Consider the following 18,845-nt stretch of genomic DNA (forward strand, 5'->3'; position numbering starts at 1 on the left):
ATACGTCACAATTGAGGTCAATGCTTTGAACGACATGGTAAAAAATTTATTTTTATGGCTGATAATAGCTATCGTACTGGTCTCGGTATTCAGTAATTTTGGCCCACGCCATACCTCAGCCGAAAAGCTTTCCTATAGTCAATTCTTAAAAGAAGTTGATCAAGGCATGGTTAACTCTGTGACCATCGAAGATTCCAAAGTCATTAAAGGAGTTACAAAGAATAATCATCGCTTTGTAACTTATATGCCTATGCAAGACGATGCTTTATTGGGCGAATTATTAAAATCTAAAGTCGATGTCAGTGGTCAAGAAAAACAACAAGAAAGCTTCTTATTGCATCTATTTATCAATTGGTTCCCTATGTTACTCCTGATTGGTGTTTGGGTATTTTTTATGCGCCAAATGCAAGGGGGAGGTGGACGAGGAGCGATGTCCTTTGGCCGTTCAAGAGCACGTTTATTGGGTGAAGACCAGGTGAAAGTCACTTTCGCCGATGTTGCTGGTGTCGATGAAGCGAAAGAAGAAGTGAAGGAGTTAGTTGATTTCCTGCGTGACCCGACTAAATTCCAAAATCTTGGCGGACGTATTCCTCGTGGTGTTTTGCTCATTGGCCCTCCTGGAACCGGTAAAACCTTGCTCGCTAAAGCGGTTGCCGGAGAAGCAAAAGTACCTTTTTTCACCATTTCAGGTTCGGATTTCGTGGAAATGTTTGTGGGTGTCGGTGCTTCTCGCGTGCGTGATATGTTCGAACAAGCTAAAAAACATGCGCCTTGTATTATCTTTATCGATGAAATTGATGCTGTAGGACGTCATCGTGGTGCAGGGCTTGGTGGAGGACATGATGAACGTGAGCAAACCCTTAACCAATTACTTGTTGAGATGGATGGTTTCGAAGGGAATGAAGGGGTCATCGTAGTCTCTGCGACAAACCGTCCAGACGTACTTGATCCAGCTTTATTGCGACCAGGCCGTTTCGACCGTCAAGTTGTTGTGCCTTTACCTGACATTCGTGGCCGCGAACAGATTCTTAAAGTGCATTTGCAAAAAGTACCTATCGATAAAAACGTTGAAATTTTACCAATCGCTCGAGGAACCCCAGGTTTTTCTGGCGCTGATTTGGCAAACCTTGTTAATGAGGCAGCCTTATTTGCTGCAAGAGCGAATAAACGAAAAGTGAGCATTATTGAACTTGATAAAGCAAAAGATAAAATCATGATGGGTGCCGAGCGACGTTCTATGGTGATGGACGAAAATGAGAAAAAATTAACGGCTTACCACGAAGCAGGTCATGCTATTGTTGGTTTATTAGTGCCCGAACACGACCCAGTTTATAAAGTAACAATTATTCCTCGTGGCCGTGCGCTTGGAGTGACAATGTTTTTGCCTGAGCAAGATCGATACAGTCATTCTAAGAGACGCTTGGAAAGTCAGTTGTCTAGTTTATTTGGTGGTCGTATCGCTGAAGAATTGATTTTTGGCGGCGAAAGTGTAACGACCGGTGCGTCTAACGATATTATGCGTGCTACCGAAATATCACGCAAAATGGTTACTACCTGGGGTCTCTCTAATCTTGGACCACTTACTTTTGGTGAAGAAGAGGGTGAAGTTTTCTTAGGTAGATCAGTTAGCCAGCATAAAGAAATTTCTGATAAAACTGCTCAGCAAATTGATGAAGAAGTCAGACAGATTGTTGATAGAAACTATCAACGTGCGAAAGAAATTCTTCTGGCCAATATGGATAAATTGCATTTAATGGCAGAAGGTTTGATCAAGTATGAAACTATCGATGCCAAGCAAATAGCAGAAATTATGGCTGGACAGGCTCCTTCCCCACCAGAAGATTGGGAAGCGCCAAAGAAATTGGATCATGATAAAAAAGGCGAAGACACCAAGTCTAAACCGGTCAATGGCAAAACAATCGATCACCCAGCTGGTGAACACTCATCCTAGAACTCTGATTTTTAATTATTACCATCAAGTTTCTAAAACAAACTTGATGGTTTTTTGTTGTCGAGAAATCCGTGAATACAGCGCAATTTAAGCAATGGTGTGAATCCTATAGTTCATTTGCCTTAACTAATAAACTACAAAAGCCTCTTATTATGGGGGTGCTTAATGTTACCCCTGATTCATTTTCTGATGGGGGACTGTATTTTCAACCAGAAAATGCCCTAGAACGAGCACTGCAAATGATTGGCGAAGGGGCTGACCTCATTGATATTGGCGGAGAATCCACAAGACCAGGAGCTCAGGCGATAAGTTGCGACGAAGAATTGTCTAGAGTAATTCCTGTCATTCAGCAGATACGTAAAAGAAGTGACATTTGTATATCAATTGATACAAAAAAGGCACAAGTAATGCATGAAGCTATTCATGCAGGCGCGTCTGTAATTAATGATATATCGGGGTTTCAGTCTGATCGGTCATTAGCGATGGCGGTTGAGTTGGATGTGCCTCTTTGTTTAATGCATATGCAAGGAGCTCCGCAGGATATGCAAAATAATCCTCAATATACACAAGACGTCGTGGATGAAATTAATCTATTTTTTCAGCAGCGCATAGAAACATGCTTAGCTGCTGGGATAAAGCGTAAAAATCTCATACTTGATCCAGGTTTTGGGTTTGGAAAAACGCCTCAGCATAATATGCGCATAATTAACCAAATGACGAAATTTCAGCAGCATAAGTTGCCGATAATGATTGGTGTTTCACGTAAAAGTACTCTTGGAGTAATTCTAAATAGCTCTGTCGAGAAGCGGTTAGCCGGAGGTCTGGCTATTGCCGTGTATAGTGCACTACATGGAGTCGCAATGATTAGAACCCATGATATTGCTGAGACTAATCAGGCGCTTACCATGGTGCAGGCTATCAATGAGGCGAGTGAAAATAATAAGACGAGGGCAATATAATGAGTCAGAGAAAATATTTTGGTACAGACGGAATCCGAGGTCGAGTCGGTTTATCGAATATTAATCCTGAATTCGTTTTAAAACTTGGATGGGCTGTCGGTCGAGTCCTTGCTAATGGCCATCGGAAAAAAATTATTATTGGTAAAGATACACGAGTATCTGGTTATATGTTGGAGTCCGCATTGGAGGCAGGGCTTTCTGCTGCAGGTATTGATGTTAGTTTGTTAGGTCCAATGCCTACACCGGCCATTGCCTATCTGACACAAACACTTCGTGCCAATGCAGGGATTGTTATCTCTGCTTCTCATAATCTATTCGAAGATAATGGAATAAAATTTTTCTCAGCGGAAGGAACAAAATTGCCCGATACGATGGAGCATGCGATAGAAGAAGAAATTGAAAAGCCCTTACAAACAGTGACCTCTGCTAAATTAGGGAAAACAACTCGTATTAAAGATGCTCCCGGTCGTTATATTGAATTTTGTAAATCAACAATCGCTTCATTAACACGTTTGTCAGGTTTAAAAATTGTCGTGGATTGCGCAAATGGTGCAACTTATCACATTGCACCTAATGTATTTAGTGAGTTGGGTGCCGAAGTGATCAGCATGGGTAATATGCCTGATGGGTTTAATATCAATGAGAAATGTGGTTCTACATCTCCGGAATCTATGCGTCAACTTGTTTTACAAACCCAAGCGGATATTGGAGTTGCCCTCGATGGTGATGGCGATCGAGTGATCTTAGTCGATGCGGAGGGTCGTCTGGTTGATGGCGACCAAATTCTTTATATTATTGCGAAAGATCGCCACCAGCGAGAACATTTGCATGGTGGTGTTGTAGGAACTTTAATGAGTAATTTTGGATTAGAAAAAGCAATCAAAGAGCTCGGGGTTCAGTTTTTGCGCACAAAAGTGGGCGATCGCTATGTTCTAGAAACCTTAAAAGAACGGGATTGGAAAATTGGCGGAGAACCTTCCGGTCATATCGTCTGCCTTGATAAAACAACAACTGGGGACGGCATTATTGCTGCTTTACAAGTACTTTCATGCATGGTTAAACAAGAAAAATCGTTAGCAGAATTATGTGAAGGGATACACTTATTGCCTCAAACTTTAATTAATATCAAAACAGAAAATGCACATCTATTGGCAACCAACCCTAAAGTGATAGAAATGGTTGATATTCTGTCAAATCAATTGGAGGGAGAGGGGCGTGTTTTATTGCGTCCTTCAGGTACTGAACCATTATTGAGAGTGATGGTTGAAGGGCAAAATAGTAAAGAGGTACAATCTCACGCAGAGCGCTTGAGTAATGAGATTATTCATTTTGAGAAAAGCATTTAACTCAAAACATAAACAGGAAAATGGCCTAATTAAGATCAGTTCGTTTTGATAAAGCGCGACTGGTCTTTGTCATTGATAAAAAACCTACTGAAGGCTAGGATTTGCTACAACTTTGCTGTATAGTCCCGCCCGATTATAGCCATAGGGAAACTCATTGGAGTGAAATGTTGGGCCAAGACCCAACCTGTAATCCAGCGGCTACAGAGTTGAATGACAAAAAGCATTTAACTTGATAGCTGTGGGCTCAAATCTGGGGGTAGAATGAGGCAAAAAATTGTAGCAGGTAATTGGAAAATGAATGGCCGTATCGAACAGGTCTGTTCTTTATTACAGCAGCTACGGAGCTTATTGAACCAGCAAACAGCTGCCGATTGTGTGGTAATCCCACCGGCAATTTATATTCCCATGGTTAAAGAATATTTATGTGAAAGCTCGATTAAATGGGGGGCGCAAAATGTCTACCCCCAAGATGCTGGCGCGTTTACAGGAGAGTTATCAGCCCCCATGCTACGAGATTATGATTGCCGCTATGTTTTAGTAGGGCATTCGGAACGTAGACACTTATTTGGCGAGAGTGAAAAATTTGTTGCTGATAAATTCCACCATGTAAAAGAACATGGTATGATACCGGTTCTTTGTGTGGGCGAAACCCAAGAGGAGCGAGAACAAGAGCTTACAAAGCAGGTTCTTGCTAAACAGTTGCTTGCAGTGACAGAGAGAGGCAAGCATTGTTTTAAAAACTGTGTAATTGCCTATGAGCCTGTTTGGGCAATTGGAACGGGGCAAACTGCCTCACCTGAACAAGCACAGGAAGTTCATGCGGCAATTAGAGCGCTAGTAGCTGGCTTTGACCAAGACGATGCGCACCATTTGTCAATTTTATATGGCGGCAGTGTCAATGAAAAAAATGCTGCTTCACTATTTGCTATGCCAGATGTAGATGGCGGCTTGGTTGGTGGTGCATCCCTTAATGCACAACAGTTTGTGGAAATCGTAAAATGTATCAATTGATTTTAATGATTCATGTGCTGGTAGCTATCGTATTGATAGCATTAGTATTAATACAGCATGGTAAAGGTGCCGATATAGGTGCCGCATTTGGTTCTGGCGCATCGAACACGGTGTTCGGAAGCCAAGGAACAGGAAGTTTTTTATTTAAATTAACCGGTGGTTTGGCTTTGACTTTTTTTGTTACAAGCTTGTCTCTGTCTTATTTGGTATCTTCTCAATACCAAAAAACAGGGCAACAAGTCATACCTCAACAAACTACTGTACCGGAATCAAAAGTTCCAGTACCGGTTGATAGCAGTACAAGCGGAAAACAATAACTTAACATTGCCGAAGTGGTGGAATTGGTAGACACGCCGTCTTGAGGGGGCGGTGGCGTAAGCCGTGTCGGTTCGAGTCCGACCTTCGGCACCATTAAATCCGAGAAAAAAAATGCTATCACTATATTTACCTATACTTATTTTTATCATACTTGCCCTTATAATAGGCTTGGTCATGCTGGGTGCAGGTGCGTTATTGAGTAAGCATAATCCAGATAAAGCAAAAAACGCTCCCTATGAGTGTGGTTTTGGTGCCTTTGAAAATGCCCATATCCCTTTTGACGTAAGATTCTATCTAGTTGCTATACTATTTATTATATTTGACTTAGAAACTGCCTTTTTTGTTCCGTGGGCTGTAGTGTTACGTAAGATTAATTGGTTCGGCTTTTCCGCAATGATGATCTTTCTTGGCCTGTTGGTAATTGGCTTTATCTTTGAATGGAAGAGGGGCGCACTTGAATGGGAGTGATTGTCTCTAATTTCCTGTTAAAGTTTTATCAAGTGCCCCACAAGTTGTTATTGTTAACTTAAACTATTTTTAGAGGCTTGCTATGGCGGTTGCTGAATTGCAGAAAACTGGTTTTGTTACAACATCAGTAGATAAGCTGCTTGGTTGGGCACGTAGCGGCTCAATGTGGCCAATGACCTTTGGCCTCGCATGCTGCGCTGTTGAAATGATGCATGTTGGTGCTGCACGTTACGATTTGGATCGTTTTGGTATTATTTTTCGTCCAAGTCCACGTCAGTCAGACGTTATGATAGTGGCTGGAACTTTATGTAATAAAATGGCTCCTGCTTTGCGCAGAGTCTATGACCAAATGCCAGAACCACGATGGGTTATTTCTATGGGGTCATGCGCCAATGGTGGTGGATACTATCACTACTCCTATTCAGTAGTACGTGGATGTGACCGAATTGTACCAGTGGATATCTATGTTCCTGGATGCCCACCAACTGCTGAAGCCTTGCTTTACGGTATTATTCAGCTGCAGAATAAGATCAGGCGTAAAAAAGTAATTGAAGTATAAGACCAGCACAGGTGCTAACAGATGACGAAATTAACAAGCTTGGCTGAACGATTAAAAACAGAATTGAATGAGCAAATCTCTAGTGTTTCTTTGGAAAAGGAAGAGATTACACTAGAATGTGAAGTTGGGCATTTAAAAGATGTTTTATATCAATTGCGTCAGCATGAAGCCTTTGCCTTTGATCAACTTATCGATCTTTGTGCGGTAGATTATTTACTATACGGTGAGTACGATTGGGAAACAGAATCCGCTACCGAAAGTGGATTTTCACGCGGCGTTGAGCGACAAGAAGCCAAAGCCTATGCAAGGACAAAGCCTCGCTTTGCAGTGGTTTACCATTTATTATCAACAACACTGAATCAGCGTGTACGAGTAAAGGTATTTATCGAAGAGGCGCAGCTTGTGGTTCCTTCAGTACATAATATTTGGAAAGCGGCGAATTGGTTTGAGCGAGAAGCTTATGATTTATATGGTATTTTGTTCGAAGATCATCCTGATTTAAGACGAATTCTCACCGATTATGGCTTCATTGGCCATCCTTTCCGTAAAGATTTTCCTCTCAGTGGCTATGTTGAAATGCGCTATGATGCTAGCTTGCAAAAAGTAATCTATGAACCAGTGGATATAGAGCCAAGAGTACTTGTGCCTAAAGTGATACGTAATGATAACCGCTATCTTGATATCCAACATCAAGGGGGTGAAAAATGATTGAGTTAAAAAATTACACCCTTAATTTTGGTCCTCAACATCCTGCTGCGCACGGTGTATTGCGGTTAGTGCTGGAATTAGAGGGCGAGACCATTGTTCGCGCGGATCCACACGTTGGTTTATTACACCGGGCTACCGAAAAGTTAGCTGAAACTAAACCCTATATTCAAAGCATTGGTTACATGGATAGGCTCGATTATGTTTCCATGATGTGCAATGAGCATGCCTATGTTATGGCAATCGAAAAATTGCTCGGTATCGAGATACCATTGCGGGCAAAATACATTCGTACCCTCTTTGATGAAGTAACAAGAATACTGAATCATCTCTTATGGTTAGGTGCTGTAGCTTTAGATATCGGGGCAATGACCGTATTCCTTTATTGCTTCCGAGAGCGTGAAGACTTATTTGATTGCTATGAAGCTGTCTCTGGTGCTCGTATGCATGCCACATATTATCGTCCAGGCGGGGTGGCTCGAGATCTGCCGAATACTATGCCACAATATAAACCTTCTCGCTGGCATGACGAGCGTGAGGTTGAAAAACTGAATGTTCATCGCCAAGGTTCATTGCTTGATTTCCTGTGGGCGTTTACTGAACGTTTTCCGAAATGCGTTGACGAGTATGAGGCTTTACTTACCGAGAATCGTATTTGGAAACAACGTACTGTTGACATTGGTGTTATGTCAGCAGAGCAAGCTCTGGAGTGGGGCTATACTGGACCTATGCTGCGAGCTTCAGGCGTCGCATGGGATTTACGTAAAAAACAACCCTATGCTGCTTATGATAAAGTGGAGTTTGATATTCCTGTTGGAAAAACGGGTGACTGCTATGACCGTTATTTGGTTCGAGTTGAAGAATTACGCCAATCAAATCGGATCGTAAGACAATGTATTGAGTGGCTGCGCAATAATCCGGGTCCAATAAAAGTGGATGATTATAAAATTTCACCGCCTACTCGAGAAAAAATGAAACATGATATGGAAGCACTTATCCATCATTTTAAATTGTTTACTGAAGGATTTTGCTTACCACGCGGAGAAGTTTATTCAGCGGTAGAGGCGCCTAAAGGTGAGTTTGGTATTTACTTGGTTTCGGATGGTGCTAATAAGCCCTATCGTATGAAGATTCGTGCGCCAGGCTTTCCCCATTTATCCAGTTTTGATGAAATGGTGAAAGGCCATATGCTTGCAGATGGGGTTGCAATCTTGGCAAGCCAAGACATTGTATTTGGTGAAATTGACCGATAAATCAAGTGAGATTTTTCGTTTAATTAATTCGTATTAAAGGTTAGAAAGAATGCCCGATAAATCAACACAGTTACTTCATCAATTAATATCATCTGCAAGTGTGGATGAAATTGACCTTTGGATTGCAAAATATCCAAAAGAAGAAAAGCAATCGGCAGTAATGTCAGCTTTACGAATAGTTCAGGAAGAAAAAGGTTATCTAACGCCCGAGCTTATGGATGCTATTGCTGAATACTTAGAAATGCCTCCGATTGCAGTGTATGAAGTAGCCTCTTTTTATACCATGTATGAACATAAGCCAATCGGACGCCATCTAATTAATGTATGTACAAATATTTCCTGTAAACTTACTGGTTCATCAGAAATCGTGAAACATTTACAGAAAAAATTGGGCATTCAGTTGGGCGAGACAACAAAAGATGGTCGATTTACTCTTCGGTCGGTTGAATGCCTTGGTGCTTGTGTCAATGCACCTATGATGCAAGTTGATAAAAATTATCACGAGAACTTGACTGCTGAAAAAGTTGACGAAGTTTTGGAACAGTACGAATGAACGATAGAGGTAGTTGTCATGGTTGAACAAAATCAAGTCTGTTACCGAACATTCCATTTAGAGGAACCTTGGACACTTAAGGCTTATGAAAGCATAGGTGGGTATAGTGCATGGCGCCGTATTTTAAAAGAACAAACACCGCCTCAGCAGATCGTTGAAGAATTGAAAACTTCAGCACTACGTGGGCGAGGAGGTGCAGGATTTCCTACAGGGCTTAAATGGAGCTTCATGAATCGAAATTCACCGGGACAAAAATACGTAGTTTGTAATTCCGACGAAGGTGAACCAGGCACTTGCAAAGATCGTGAAATTTTGAGCCGAAATCCGCATCAATTAATAGAAGGTATGGCTATTGCCGGTTATGCGATGGGAGCTACTGTCGGCTATAACTATATTCGCGGTGAATTTTGGTTGCCTTACGAAAGAATGGAGTCCGCGCTAAAAGAAGCCTATGCCGCAGGTCTATTAGGTAACAATATTTTAGGAAGTGATTTTAGATTTGATTTATATAATCACTTAGGGGCTGGTGCCTATATTTGCGGTGAAGAAACTGCACTATTGAATTCTCTTGAAGGGAAAAAAGGACAGCCGCGTTTTAAACCACCATTCCCAGCCAATTATGGTTTATATGGTAAACCTACAACGATTAATAACACCGAAACTTTTGCCTCTGTTCCTGTTATCATGGAAAAAGGCGGAGAGTGGTTTCTACGTTTAGGTAAACCGAATAACGGTGGTACAAAATGCTTTTGCGTGAGTGGCCATGTTAACAAGCCTGGAAATTTTGAGATTCCACTTGGGACACCGTTTAAAACGCTGTTAGAACTGGCAGGTGGCGTACGAGAAGGTAGAAAGATTAAAGCAGTAATTCCAGGTGGAACTTCTATGAAAGTACTACCTGGTGACATCATGATGAACCTTGATATGGACTACGACAGCATTCAAAAAGCAGGTTCAGGTCTAGGTTCAGGTGCAGTGATTATTATGGATGAGACAACTTGTATGGTTGATGCACTGTATCGTATCTCAGAATTTTATATGGATGAGTCATGCGGTCAATGTACTCCATGTCGTGAAGGAACGGGCTGGTTAGTGCGTTTAATTCATCGCATAAAAGAAGGACATGGTGAGCCTGGTGATATTGAAAAACTTGCTAATGTAGCTGACAAAATTGAAGGTCGAACAATCTGTGCTTTAGGTGAAGCAGCTGCATGGCCCGTACAAAGTTTTGTCAAACATTTTTACCATGAATTTGATTATTTCATTAAGCACAAACGCTCGGTCGTCGCAGCATAATTGAGAAGGTTTAAACAATGGCTACCATTGAAATCGACGGTAAAACATTTGAAGTAGAAAATGGCAAGATGATCATTGAGGTTGCAGATGAGGCAGGAATTTATATTCCACGTTTCTGCTACCATAAAAAATTATCTGTTGCAGCAAATTGCCGCATGTGCCTAGTTGAGGTAGAGAATAGTCGTAAGCCTGTTCCTGCCTGTGCCACCCCAATTACTAATGGCATGAAAGTTTTTACAAAGTCAGAAGAAGCGGTTCGTTCACAACAAGCAGTGATGGAATTCCTCTTAATCAATCACCCTCTTGATTGTCCGATATGTGATCAAGGTGGGGAGTGCGAATTACAAGATCTTTCCATGGGCTTTGGTCATGATGCTTCAGAATACAAAGAGTCTAAGCGCTCTGTTTCTGATGATAATCTTGGTCCATTAATCGCCACTGAAATGACACGCTGTATTCACTGTACACGATGTGTCCGTTTTGGAGAAGAAGTTGCTGGATTACGGGAGCTTGGTGCTACCGGTCGTGGTGAGCATATGCAAATTGGAACTTATATCCAGCACAGCATCACCTCAGAAGTTTCTGGTAATGTAATTGATCTATGCCCCGTGGGCGCTCTAACTTCTAAGCCTTATCGTTTTACAGCAAGAGCTTGGGAAGTGACGCAACACGACAGCCTGGCCCCACATGATTGCCTAGGATCGAATGTCTATTTACATGTTCGCCGCAACGAACTAATGCGTGCAGTTCCTAAGGAGAATGAAGAGATCAATGAAACTTGGCTTTCGGATAGAGATCGCTTCAGTTATTTGGGATTGACTAATATTGATGCCCGAGCTAGTCAACCTAGAATCAAGAAAAATGGCCAATGGGAAACCGTAAATTGGCAAGCAGCACTTAAATTTGCTGCAGAAGGGATAAGCCGTGTCATCAAACAACACGGCCCTGAACAATTTGCCGCCTTTTCATCTTCTTCGTCGACTCTTGAAGAGCAGTACTTACTACAAAAGTTAATGCGCGAATTGGGGGTGAATAATCTTGATCACCGCATTCAGCAGACTGATTTTCGTGATCAAACTACCCAAGCAACAATGCCTAGCAGCTCATTAAAATACAGTGAACTGGAGAGTCAAAAAGCAATCCTTATCTTAGGTTGTAATATTGATCGAGAAGTACCCTTAGCAGGCATTCGTGCACGTAAAGCGTTTAGAAATGGCGCAAAATTATATGCTATTAATCCAGTTGATTATGACTACCGTTTTGATCTCAGTGAAAAGCTAATTGTATCCCCACAGGAAATGGTTATGCAGCTAGCCAAGCTTCTTGTTGCAATGACAGAAGACGTTAAGCTCATGCCTGAAGAGGTGCAAAAATTATTGCTAGGATTAGAGCCTGATAAGGCAACGAAGGCTATTGCTCTAGCATTAAAACAACCTAATGCCGCAATAATTACCGGTGCCCTTTGCGAAAATCATCCTGATGCCTCCTTATTGCGTACTTTGGTCCATCTCATCGAAGAAACTAGTCAGGTCAAAGTATTACGCTTAACAACCGGGGCAAACAGTGCTGGTGCTTGTTTCGCAGGAATGTTACCTCATCGAACAGCAGCGGCTAAGCCTGTTAATACCCCTGGCATCGATGTACAAGCAGCATTAGATGCTAAGTTGAAAGGATATTTCTTGTTAGCCGTTGAGCCAGGGTTTGATTTTGCTAATCCCTACCGTACTAGACAATCGATGTTAGCAGCAGAATTTGTGGTTATGCTCAACGCTTTTGAAAATGAGTCTATGCATGATTATGCAGATGTCATTTTACCCATAGCGCCTTATGCAGAGACCTCAGGAACCTATATTAATGTTGACAAACTATGGCAATCCGTAAAAGGTGCACAAAAGCCCTACGGTGAAGCTCGACCCGCGTGGAAAATTTTAAGAGTCATCGCCAACTTGCTTCATTGCAAAGATTTTGATTATGTTTCCTCAGAAGATATACTCAATGAAATGAAGTCGTTAGCGTCGATGACTGCTGAAACAAAATATGAGCCTTACTTCCCCGAGTCACTTCCTGCTAATAACCAAGAGCTAGTTCGTGTCGGCGAATGGCCTCTCTATCGCGCCGATGTGATAGTGCGACATGCACAGGAACTACAAACTTGTGCTGCAGCGGAATCTGCCTGCATAAGAATACATCCGAATACGGCTAATCGATTGAAATTAGATGAAGTTGCTACTGTATCTCAAGGTGATATTGAGATAACATTGCCGCTTAAACGCGATGAGCGCATGGCACCCGATGTAATATGGGTTGCAAATGCTATGCCGGAGACCGCAGACTTAGGTTATTCCTTTGCTGCAATAACAATCAAGCGCTAACAGGTAAAAATATGCTACAAGACATTGGCATTTTGCTGTGGATAATTATAAAAATTCTAATCATTGTGATTCCACTTTTACTTGGAGTTGCATACCTGACTTATGCTGAGCGAAAAGTCATTGGTTATATTCAGGTACGAATAGGACCTAATCGCGTCGGTATAAAAGGGTTATTACAACCTTTTGCTGATTTACTTAAACTGATTACAAAAGAGATTATTGTTCCGACAAAATCAAACAAATATCTCTTTGTGATAGCTCCTTTATTTGCATTGACCCCGGCATTAGCGGGTTGGGCTGTAATCCCTTTTTCGCAAGGTATCGTTCTTGCTAACATAAATGCTGGCCTTCTTTACCTGTTTGCTTTGAGCTCCTTAGGCGTATACGGTGTACTGATTGCTGGTTGGGCATCCAACTCAAAATATGCCATGTTCGGTTCATTACGAAGTGCTGCCCAAACTATATCCTACGAAATTGCGATGGGCTTTTCGATTGTTGGCGTTTTACTAGCCGCAGGTAGCCTGAACATGAGTGAAATTGTTGAGTCACAACATGGCGGTATTTGGCATTGGTGGTTTCTACCCTTATTACCTCTATTCATGACTTTCTGGATTGCAGGAATCGCTGAAACCAATCGAGCTCCTTTCGATTTAGCGGAAGGTGAGTCAGAGATTGTGGCAGGCTTCCATGTGGAATATTCTGCAATCGGGTTTGCTCTATTTTTCCTTTCTGAATATGCCAGCATGATTCTTATTTCAACAATCATGGCCATATTATTTCTTGGTGGATGGTTATCACCGTTTGAAGGAATACCTACACTTCAAGATATTTTCTTTTTTGTCCCAGGATTTGTTTGGTTATTAATAAAAATTTCTTTCTTTCTGTTTGTATATTTGTGGATTCGTGCCACCTTCCCTAGATACCGTTATGACCAATTAATGCGGTTAGGGTGGAAGGTATTAATTCCTATGACTATTGTGTGGATTGTAGTGACAGCATTAATGGTCATGACACACCTTAAACCGTGGTTTTAACCAGTAATTGAGCAGGCTAATGAAAAAAGTATATCGATACATCAGACATTATCTTCGCAGCTTTCTGCTTCTGGAACTATTAGCTGGTTTGAAAGTAACAGGAAGATATTTCTTTAAGAAAAAAGTAACAGTGCAATTCCCCGAAGAGCATACTCCTTTGTCACCACGATTCCGGGGGTTACTTGCGCTGCGTCGTTATCCTAATGGTGAAGAAAGATGCATTGCCTGTAAATTATGTGAAGCAGTCTGCCCCGCACTAGCTATTACGATTGAGTCAGAGCCAAGAGCAGATGGCTCGCGGCGCACTACGCGTTATGATATAGATATGTTTAAATGTATTAACTGTGGTTTGTGTGAAGAATCTTGCCCAGTTGATTCAATCGTGGTTACACCAATTCACCATTATCATATAAGCGAACGTGGGCAAAATATAATGACGAAAGAGAAATTGCTTGCCGTAGGTGATTTAATGGAAAAGAAATTAGCAGCAGACAGAGAAGCCGATAAAGAATGGCGCTAACGGGGTTAGAAAATGCATGACATATTTTTACAGATTGTTTTTTATGGATTCGCAGGATTAGCAATTCTGTCGGCATTGATGGTTATTACTCAAAATAATCCGGTACGCTGCGTACTTTTTTTAGTAGTAACTTTCTTCGCAAGTGCAGTAATTTGGATAGTAGCAGAAGCTGAATTTCTCGCATTGATACTTGTTTTGGTCTACGTGGGCGCAGTGATGACCTTGTTCTTATTCGTGGTCATGATGCTCAATATTGATGTGGAGTCCATGAAAACCCATTTTCTAAAATATTTACCCTTCGCCCTCATCCTAGTTGCCCTACTTGTCGGTTTGTTGCTTGTTGCTTTACCTGAGGGGAGTTTTACGAATGGCGTTGAAAAAGGCCCGACCACAGAAAATTATCAACCTAGCAATGAGAATTATTTAGCGCCGGTAAATCCGCCGTCTAATACCGAAAGAATAGGCTTAGTCCTTTATACTGATTATGTCCTTGCATTTGAAATTGCAGCGGTTCTTCTTTTAGTTGCAATAATATCTGCAGTGACCTTAGCGCATCGTGGAGTAACCCGCTCTAAGCGCCAAGATATCAAACAGCAGATTATGACAAGTCCTAAAGACAGACTAAAACTTATCAACATGAAATCAGAGAAATAAACACTAGGAAGATAAATGATACCCGTACTCCATTATCTGATATTGGCTGCAATTTTGTTTGGCCTTGGCCTTGTCGGTATTATGTTAAACCGCAAAAATATCATACTGTTGCTTGTGTGCATTGAGTTAATGCTGCTAGCTGTAAACACTAACTTTATTGCATTCTCTCATTATTACGGAGGGATAGCTGGACAGATATTTGTCTTTTTTATACTAACCGTTGCAGCTGCCGAAGCAGCTATCGGTTTGGCTATAGTGGTGTTGCTATTCCGTAATCGGGGCAATATCGATGTTGATAAGATGAATCATTTAAAAGGTTAACAACGTGAACATTCAACAACTATGTCTAATCATTGTTCTGGCACCCCTCATTGGTTCAATCATTGCAGGTTTTTTTCGTAACCAAATAGGCAGAATCGGGGCTCAGACTGCCACTATTACTGGTGTAGGCATATCCCTTTTATTATCTCTATATGTCGCCGGACTTATTTTGAGTGGTGCATCCGAAGCAGTCAATGTCAACCTCTATACTTGGGTTGGTGGCGGTGATTTATTTCCTTACACCTTTAATATTGGGTTTTTGATCGATCGACTTACAGTCATCATGCTGGTGGTTGTTAACTTCGTTTCTTTTTTAGTCCATATCTATAGTATTGGCTATATGGCTGATGATGATGGATATCAGCGTTTCTTTAGCTATATCTCATTATTTACTTTCATGATGTTAATGCTGGTAACCGCTAACAACTTCCTACAGCTTTTCTTTGGTTGGGAAGGCGTAGGCTTAGTATCCTATTTACTTATCAGTTTCTGGTACCAAAAAGAGTCAGCAATCCAAGGCGGTTTAAAAGCATTTATTGTTAACCGCATAGGTGATTTCGGTTTCGTCTTAGGTATAGGGATGCTTTTAAGCTATACCGGAAGTATAGATTATGAAACAGTATTCCGTAGTGCTAATAGTTTAGCGAATCAAAATATAGAATTGTTCTCTGGTCATCCATGGTCCGTGATCACAGTCAGCTGTTTATTACTTTATGTAGGGGCAATGGGTAAATCAGCTCAAATACCACTTCATGTGTGGTTGCCTGAATCGATGGAAGGTCCGACGCCCATTTCGGCATTAATTCACGCCGCCACAATGGTTACTGCTGGCGTATTTATGATTGCAAGAATTTCCCCTCTGGTGGAGCTATCAACTGTCTCGTTGAGTGTAATTCTCGTCATCGGTGCAACAGGCGCTTTATTCACTGGAATTTTAGCGATAGTGATGAATGATATTAAGCGTGTTATTGCTTATTCAACCTTATCACAGCTAGGTTATATGATGGTAGCAATGGGGGCTTCCGCTTATAATGCTGGTATCTTCCATCTATTGACTCATGCTTGCTTTAAAGCGCTATTATTCTTAGGTGCAGGTTCTGTTATTCTTGGTATGCATCATGAGCAAGATATGCGTAAGATGGGTGGGTTATGGCGTAGAATGCCAATTACCTATATTACATTTATCATTGGGAGCTTAGCTCTTTGTGCAGTTCCACCATTTGCAGGTTTTTATTCTAAAGACACTATTATCGAAGCGGCAAAATTGTCTGAAATTCCGGGTTCAGGCTACGCTTATTTTTGTGTGGCAATTGGCGCGTTTGTTACTGCTGTCTATACATTCAGAGCTTTATTTATGACTTTCCATGGTAAGCCACGCATGGACGAACATACTTGGTCTCATGTCCACGAGTCACCTTGGGTAGTATGGCTGCCTCTGGTAATGTTAGCAATCCCTTCAGTCATTATTGGTTATATTCTTTACGAACCAATGCTCTTCGATAAACCTACTTTGTTTGGTAATACTTTGTTTGTCCTTCCAGCTCATAATGTCCTTGCTGAGATTGCACGAGAGGCGAGTTCGCCTTTGCAAGCTGCTTTAGATGCTGTTCTAACTCCTGTTTTCTGGCTGGTCGTTGTAGGGGTTGTTCTGACTTGGGTTTGCTATATTGCGGTTCCAACTATACCAGCTAAGATCTCGAAAAAGTTTTCTTGGATTTATAGTGCCCTAGTCAACAAATATTGGTTTGATGCATTCAACGATCATGTTATTGTTCGTGGTACAAAAGGCTTAGGTGGATTCTTCTATCAGATAGGTGATCAAAAACTTATCGATGGTATGGTTGTTAATGGAGCGGGCCGCACGATTAGATGGTTTGCACAAAAGGGCCGAAATATACAAAGCGGATACTTATACCATTATGCAACTTTTATGGTGTTAGGTCTTTTTGTTTTTCTATGCTGGTTGTTACTTGGCTGATTATAAGGTGAAGGTATGCATCATTTGCTCAATTTACTGATCTGGTTACCTATCATTGGGGGAGTATTTGTATTTCTCACTGGTGATGATAAGAATCCAAATGTATCGCGTTATTTATCGTTGTTTACGGTGATTTTAACGTTACTGATATGCATTCCATTAGTTTCTGGATTCGATGTTAATACATATAGCATGCAATACATTGAAGAAATTGCATGGATGCCTGCCTTGGGAATTAATTATAGTTTAGGAATCGACGGCTTATCGTTACTTCTTATTGTCTTAAGCATTTTCACAACTCTCATTGTGATTCTTGCAACATGGGAGAGTATTGAAACGCGCGTGGGTCAATATATGGCTGCGTTTTTGATTATGCAAGGTTTATTAGTTGGTGTCTTTTCAGCAATGGATGCCATCGTATTTTATATTTTCTGGGAAGCAACCTTAATCCCAATGTATTTGATCATTGGAATCTGGGGTTCATCCAACCGAGTTTATGCCGCAATTAAGTTTTTCCTTTATACCTTCCTTGGTTCAGTACTAATGCTTGCCGCATTCTTGTATATGGGATATCAAGCAGGTAATTTTAAAATCGAAACCTTCTATGCGCTTAAATTAGGTATGACAGCACAAACCCTGATTTTAATTGGTTTTTTCTTTGGCTTTGCGGTAAAAATACCGATGTTCCCAGTACATACCTGGTTACCTGATGCCCACACTGAAGCACCGGCCGGTGGTTCTGTTGTGTTAGCAGCAATCTTACTAAAGCTAGGTGCTTACGGTTTTATTCGTTTTGCATTACCTATTGTTCCTGATGCTTGTAATAAATACGCGATGGTGATGATTGCTTTGTCACTTATCGCTGTTGTCTACATTGGTTTGGTAGCTATTATACAAAAGGATATGAAGCGTTTAATCGCCTACTCTTCAATTTCACACATGGGCTTTGTTACTTTGGGATGTTTCGCAATATTTAGTATTGCTCATCAATCCAACTTGAATAATGCGGGACTAGTGCTTGAAGGTGCCATTGTGGTTATTGTTTCCCATGCATTCGTTTCCAGCGGTCTCTTTGCAGGAGTTGGCTATATCTACGATCGGCTACACTCTCGACAAATCAAAGACATGGGTGGCCTTGTCAACACAATGCCAATCTTTGCGTCCTTTTTTATGCTTTTTGCAATGGCGAATGCTGGTCTACCAGGGACTTCGGGCTTCGTCGGAGAATTTATGGTTATTCTAGGAAGTCTTAAATCAAATTTCTGGATTGCTTTTTGGGCAGCAACCACACTGATTACCGGAGCGGCCTATACGCTATGGATGTATAAGCGGGTAATTTTTGGCCCTATTGCTAATGAAAAAGTTGCAAAATTAAAGGATCTTTCTGGCTTTGAAATATCTGCTTATGCATTGTTAGCCTTTATGGTTATAGCATTAGGTGTCTATCCAAAGCCTATGTTGGATTATGTGCATCAGACCGTAAGTCATACGCTTGCACAGGCAGATAAATCAAAACTATAAAATAACTTCAGGTTGAAAGGTTAAAC

At 41.3% G+C, this 18,845-nt stretch carries 18 protein-coding genes and 1 tRNA gene; all 19 read left to right on the forward strand.

The features are described 5' to 3' along the window. The first annotated feature begins 34 nt into the window (after window positions 1-34). The 19 genes from ftsH to Lnau_RS13880 all read left to right on the forward strand — a co-directional run bounded on the left by ftsH (window position 35) and on the right by Lnau_RS13880 (window position 18,819). Window positions 35-1,951, forward strand: coding sequence for an ATP-dependent zinc metalloprotease FtsH (gene ftsH / locus Lnau_RS13790; RefSeq protein ID WP_058505710.1), 1,917 nt, complete (start codon window positions 35-37; stop codon window positions 1,949-1,951). A 71-nt stretch (window positions 1,952-2,022) separates the two neighbouring features. Continuing rightward, window positions 2,023-2,910: a dihydropteroate synthase gene (gene folP / locus Lnau_RS13795; protein ID WP_058505711.1), complete on the forward strand. Its 888-nt coding sequence runs from the start codon at window positions 2,023-2,025 to the stop codon at window positions 2,908-2,910. Continuing rightward, the gene (glmM, locus tag Lnau_RS13800; RefSeq protein ID WP_058505712.1) at window positions 2,910-4,256 is read left to right on the forward strand and encodes a phosphoglucosamine mutase; all 1,347 of its coding nucleotides are present in this window, start codon (window positions 2,910-2,912) and stop codon (window positions 4,254-4,256) included. Before folP ends, glmM begins: the two co-directional genes overlap by 1 nt. 261 nt (window positions 4,257-4,517) lie before the next feature. After that, window positions 4,518-5,267: a triose-phosphate isomerase gene (gene tpiA / locus Lnau_RS13805; RefSeq protein ID WP_058505713.1), complete on the forward strand. Its 750-nt coding sequence runs from the start codon at window positions 4,518-4,520 to the stop codon at window positions 5,265-5,267. Next, the gene (gene secG / locus Lnau_RS13810; protein WP_058505714.1) at window positions 5,255-5,584 is read left to right on the forward strand and encodes a preprotein translocase subunit SecG; all 330 of its coding nucleotides are present in this window, start codon (window positions 5,255-5,257) and stop codon (window positions 5,582-5,584) included. Before tpiA ends, secG begins: the two co-directional genes overlap by 13 nt. A 9-nt stretch (window positions 5,585-5,593) precedes the next feature. Next, window positions 5,594-5,678 (forward strand) — tRNA-Leu (locus Lnau_RS13815). An 18-nt stretch (window positions 5,679-5,696) separates the two neighbouring features. Beyond that, entirely contained in the window at window positions 5,697-6,053 is a 357-nt protein-coding gene (ndhC, locus tag Lnau_RS13820) for an NADH-quinone oxidoreductase subunit A (protein ID WP_058505715.1), read from the forward strand. Window positions 6,054-6,135: 82 nt separating this feature from the next. Then, complete coding sequence (locus Lnau_RS13825) at window positions 6,136-6,612, forward strand: NuoB/complex I 20 kDa subunit family protein (RefSeq protein WP_058505716.1); 477 nt, start codon at window positions 6,136-6,138, stop codon at window positions 6,610-6,612. Between the two features lie 21 nt (window positions 6,613-6,633). After that, window positions 6,634-7,320, forward strand: coding sequence for an NADH-quinone oxidoreductase subunit C (locus Lnau_RS13830; protein ID WP_058505717.1), 687 nt, complete (start codon window positions 6,634-6,636; stop codon window positions 7,318-7,320). After that, window positions 7,317-8,570 (forward strand): NADH-quinone oxidoreductase subunit D, encoded by a 1,254-nt coding sequence (locus Lnau_RS13835; RefSeq protein WP_058505718.1) that lies wholly within the window; start codon window positions 7,317-7,319, stop codon window positions 8,568-8,570. Before Lnau_RS13830 ends, Lnau_RS13835 begins: the two co-directional genes overlap by 4 nt. A gap of 49 nt (window positions 8,571-8,619) precedes the next feature. Continuing rightward, window positions 8,620-9,123 (forward strand): NADH-quinone oxidoreductase subunit NuoE, encoded by a 504-nt coding sequence (nuoE, locus tag Lnau_RS13840; protein WP_058505719.1) that lies wholly within the window; start codon window positions 8,620-8,622, stop codon window positions 9,121-9,123. Window positions 9,124-9,141: 18 nt separating this feature from the next. Next, window positions 9,142-10,419, forward strand: a complete 1,278-nt coding sequence (gene nuoF, locus Lnau_RS13845; protein WP_058505720.1) for an NADH-quinone oxidoreductase subunit NuoF — start codon at window positions 9,142-9,144, stop codon at window positions 10,417-10,419. Between the two features lie 17 nt (window positions 10,420-10,436). Then, window positions 10,437-12,791, forward strand: coding sequence for an NADH-quinone oxidoreductase subunit NuoG (nuoG, locus tag Lnau_RS13850; RefSeq protein WP_058505721.1), 2,355 nt, complete (start codon window positions 10,437-10,439; stop codon window positions 12,789-12,791). 11 nt (window positions 12,792-12,802) lie between these two features. Next, window positions 12,803-13,825, forward strand: coding sequence for an NADH-quinone oxidoreductase subunit NuoH (gene nuoH / locus Lnau_RS13855; protein ID WP_058505722.1), 1,023 nt, complete (start codon window positions 12,803-12,805; stop codon window positions 13,823-13,825). A gap of 19 nt (window positions 13,826-13,844) precedes the next feature. Continuing rightward, window positions 13,845-14,345 carry an NADH-quinone oxidoreductase subunit NuoI gene (gene nuoI, locus Lnau_RS13860; protein ID WP_058505723.1) on the forward strand — a complete coding sequence of 167 codons (501 nt, stop codon included), beginning with the start codon at window positions 13,845-13,847 and terminating at the stop codon, window positions 14,343-14,345. Between the two features lie 12 nt (window positions 14,346-14,357). Continuing rightward, window positions 14,358-14,999 carry an NADH-quinone oxidoreductase subunit J gene (locus Lnau_RS13865; protein ID WP_058505724.1) on the forward strand — a complete coding sequence of 214 codons (642 nt, stop codon included), beginning with the start codon at window positions 14,358-14,360 and terminating at the stop codon, window positions 14,997-14,999. 15 nt (window positions 15,000-15,014) lie between these two features. Next, window positions 15,015-15,320 (forward strand): NADH-quinone oxidoreductase subunit NuoK, encoded by a 306-nt coding sequence (gene nuoK, locus Lnau_RS13870; RefSeq protein WP_058505725.1) that lies wholly within the window; start codon window positions 15,015-15,017, stop codon window positions 15,318-15,320. Between the two features lie 4 nt (window positions 15,321-15,324). After that, window positions 15,325-17,298, forward strand: a complete 1,974-nt coding sequence (gene nuoL, locus Lnau_RS13875) for an NADH-quinone oxidoreductase subunit L (protein WP_058505726.1) — start codon at window positions 15,325-15,327, stop codon at window positions 17,296-17,298. 15 nt (window positions 17,299-17,313) lie between these two features. Next, window positions 17,314-18,819, forward strand: a complete 1,506-nt coding sequence (locus Lnau_RS13880; RefSeq protein WP_058505727.1) for a complex I subunit 4 family protein — start codon at window positions 17,314-17,316, stop codon at window positions 18,817-18,819. Window positions 18,820-18,845: the final 26 nt, after the last annotated feature.

Source organism: Legionella nautarum (assembly GCF_001467895.1).
In the GTDB taxonomy this organism is placed as follows: Bacteria; Pseudomonadota; Gammaproteobacteria; order Legionellales; family Legionellaceae; genus Tatlockia; species Tatlockia nautarum.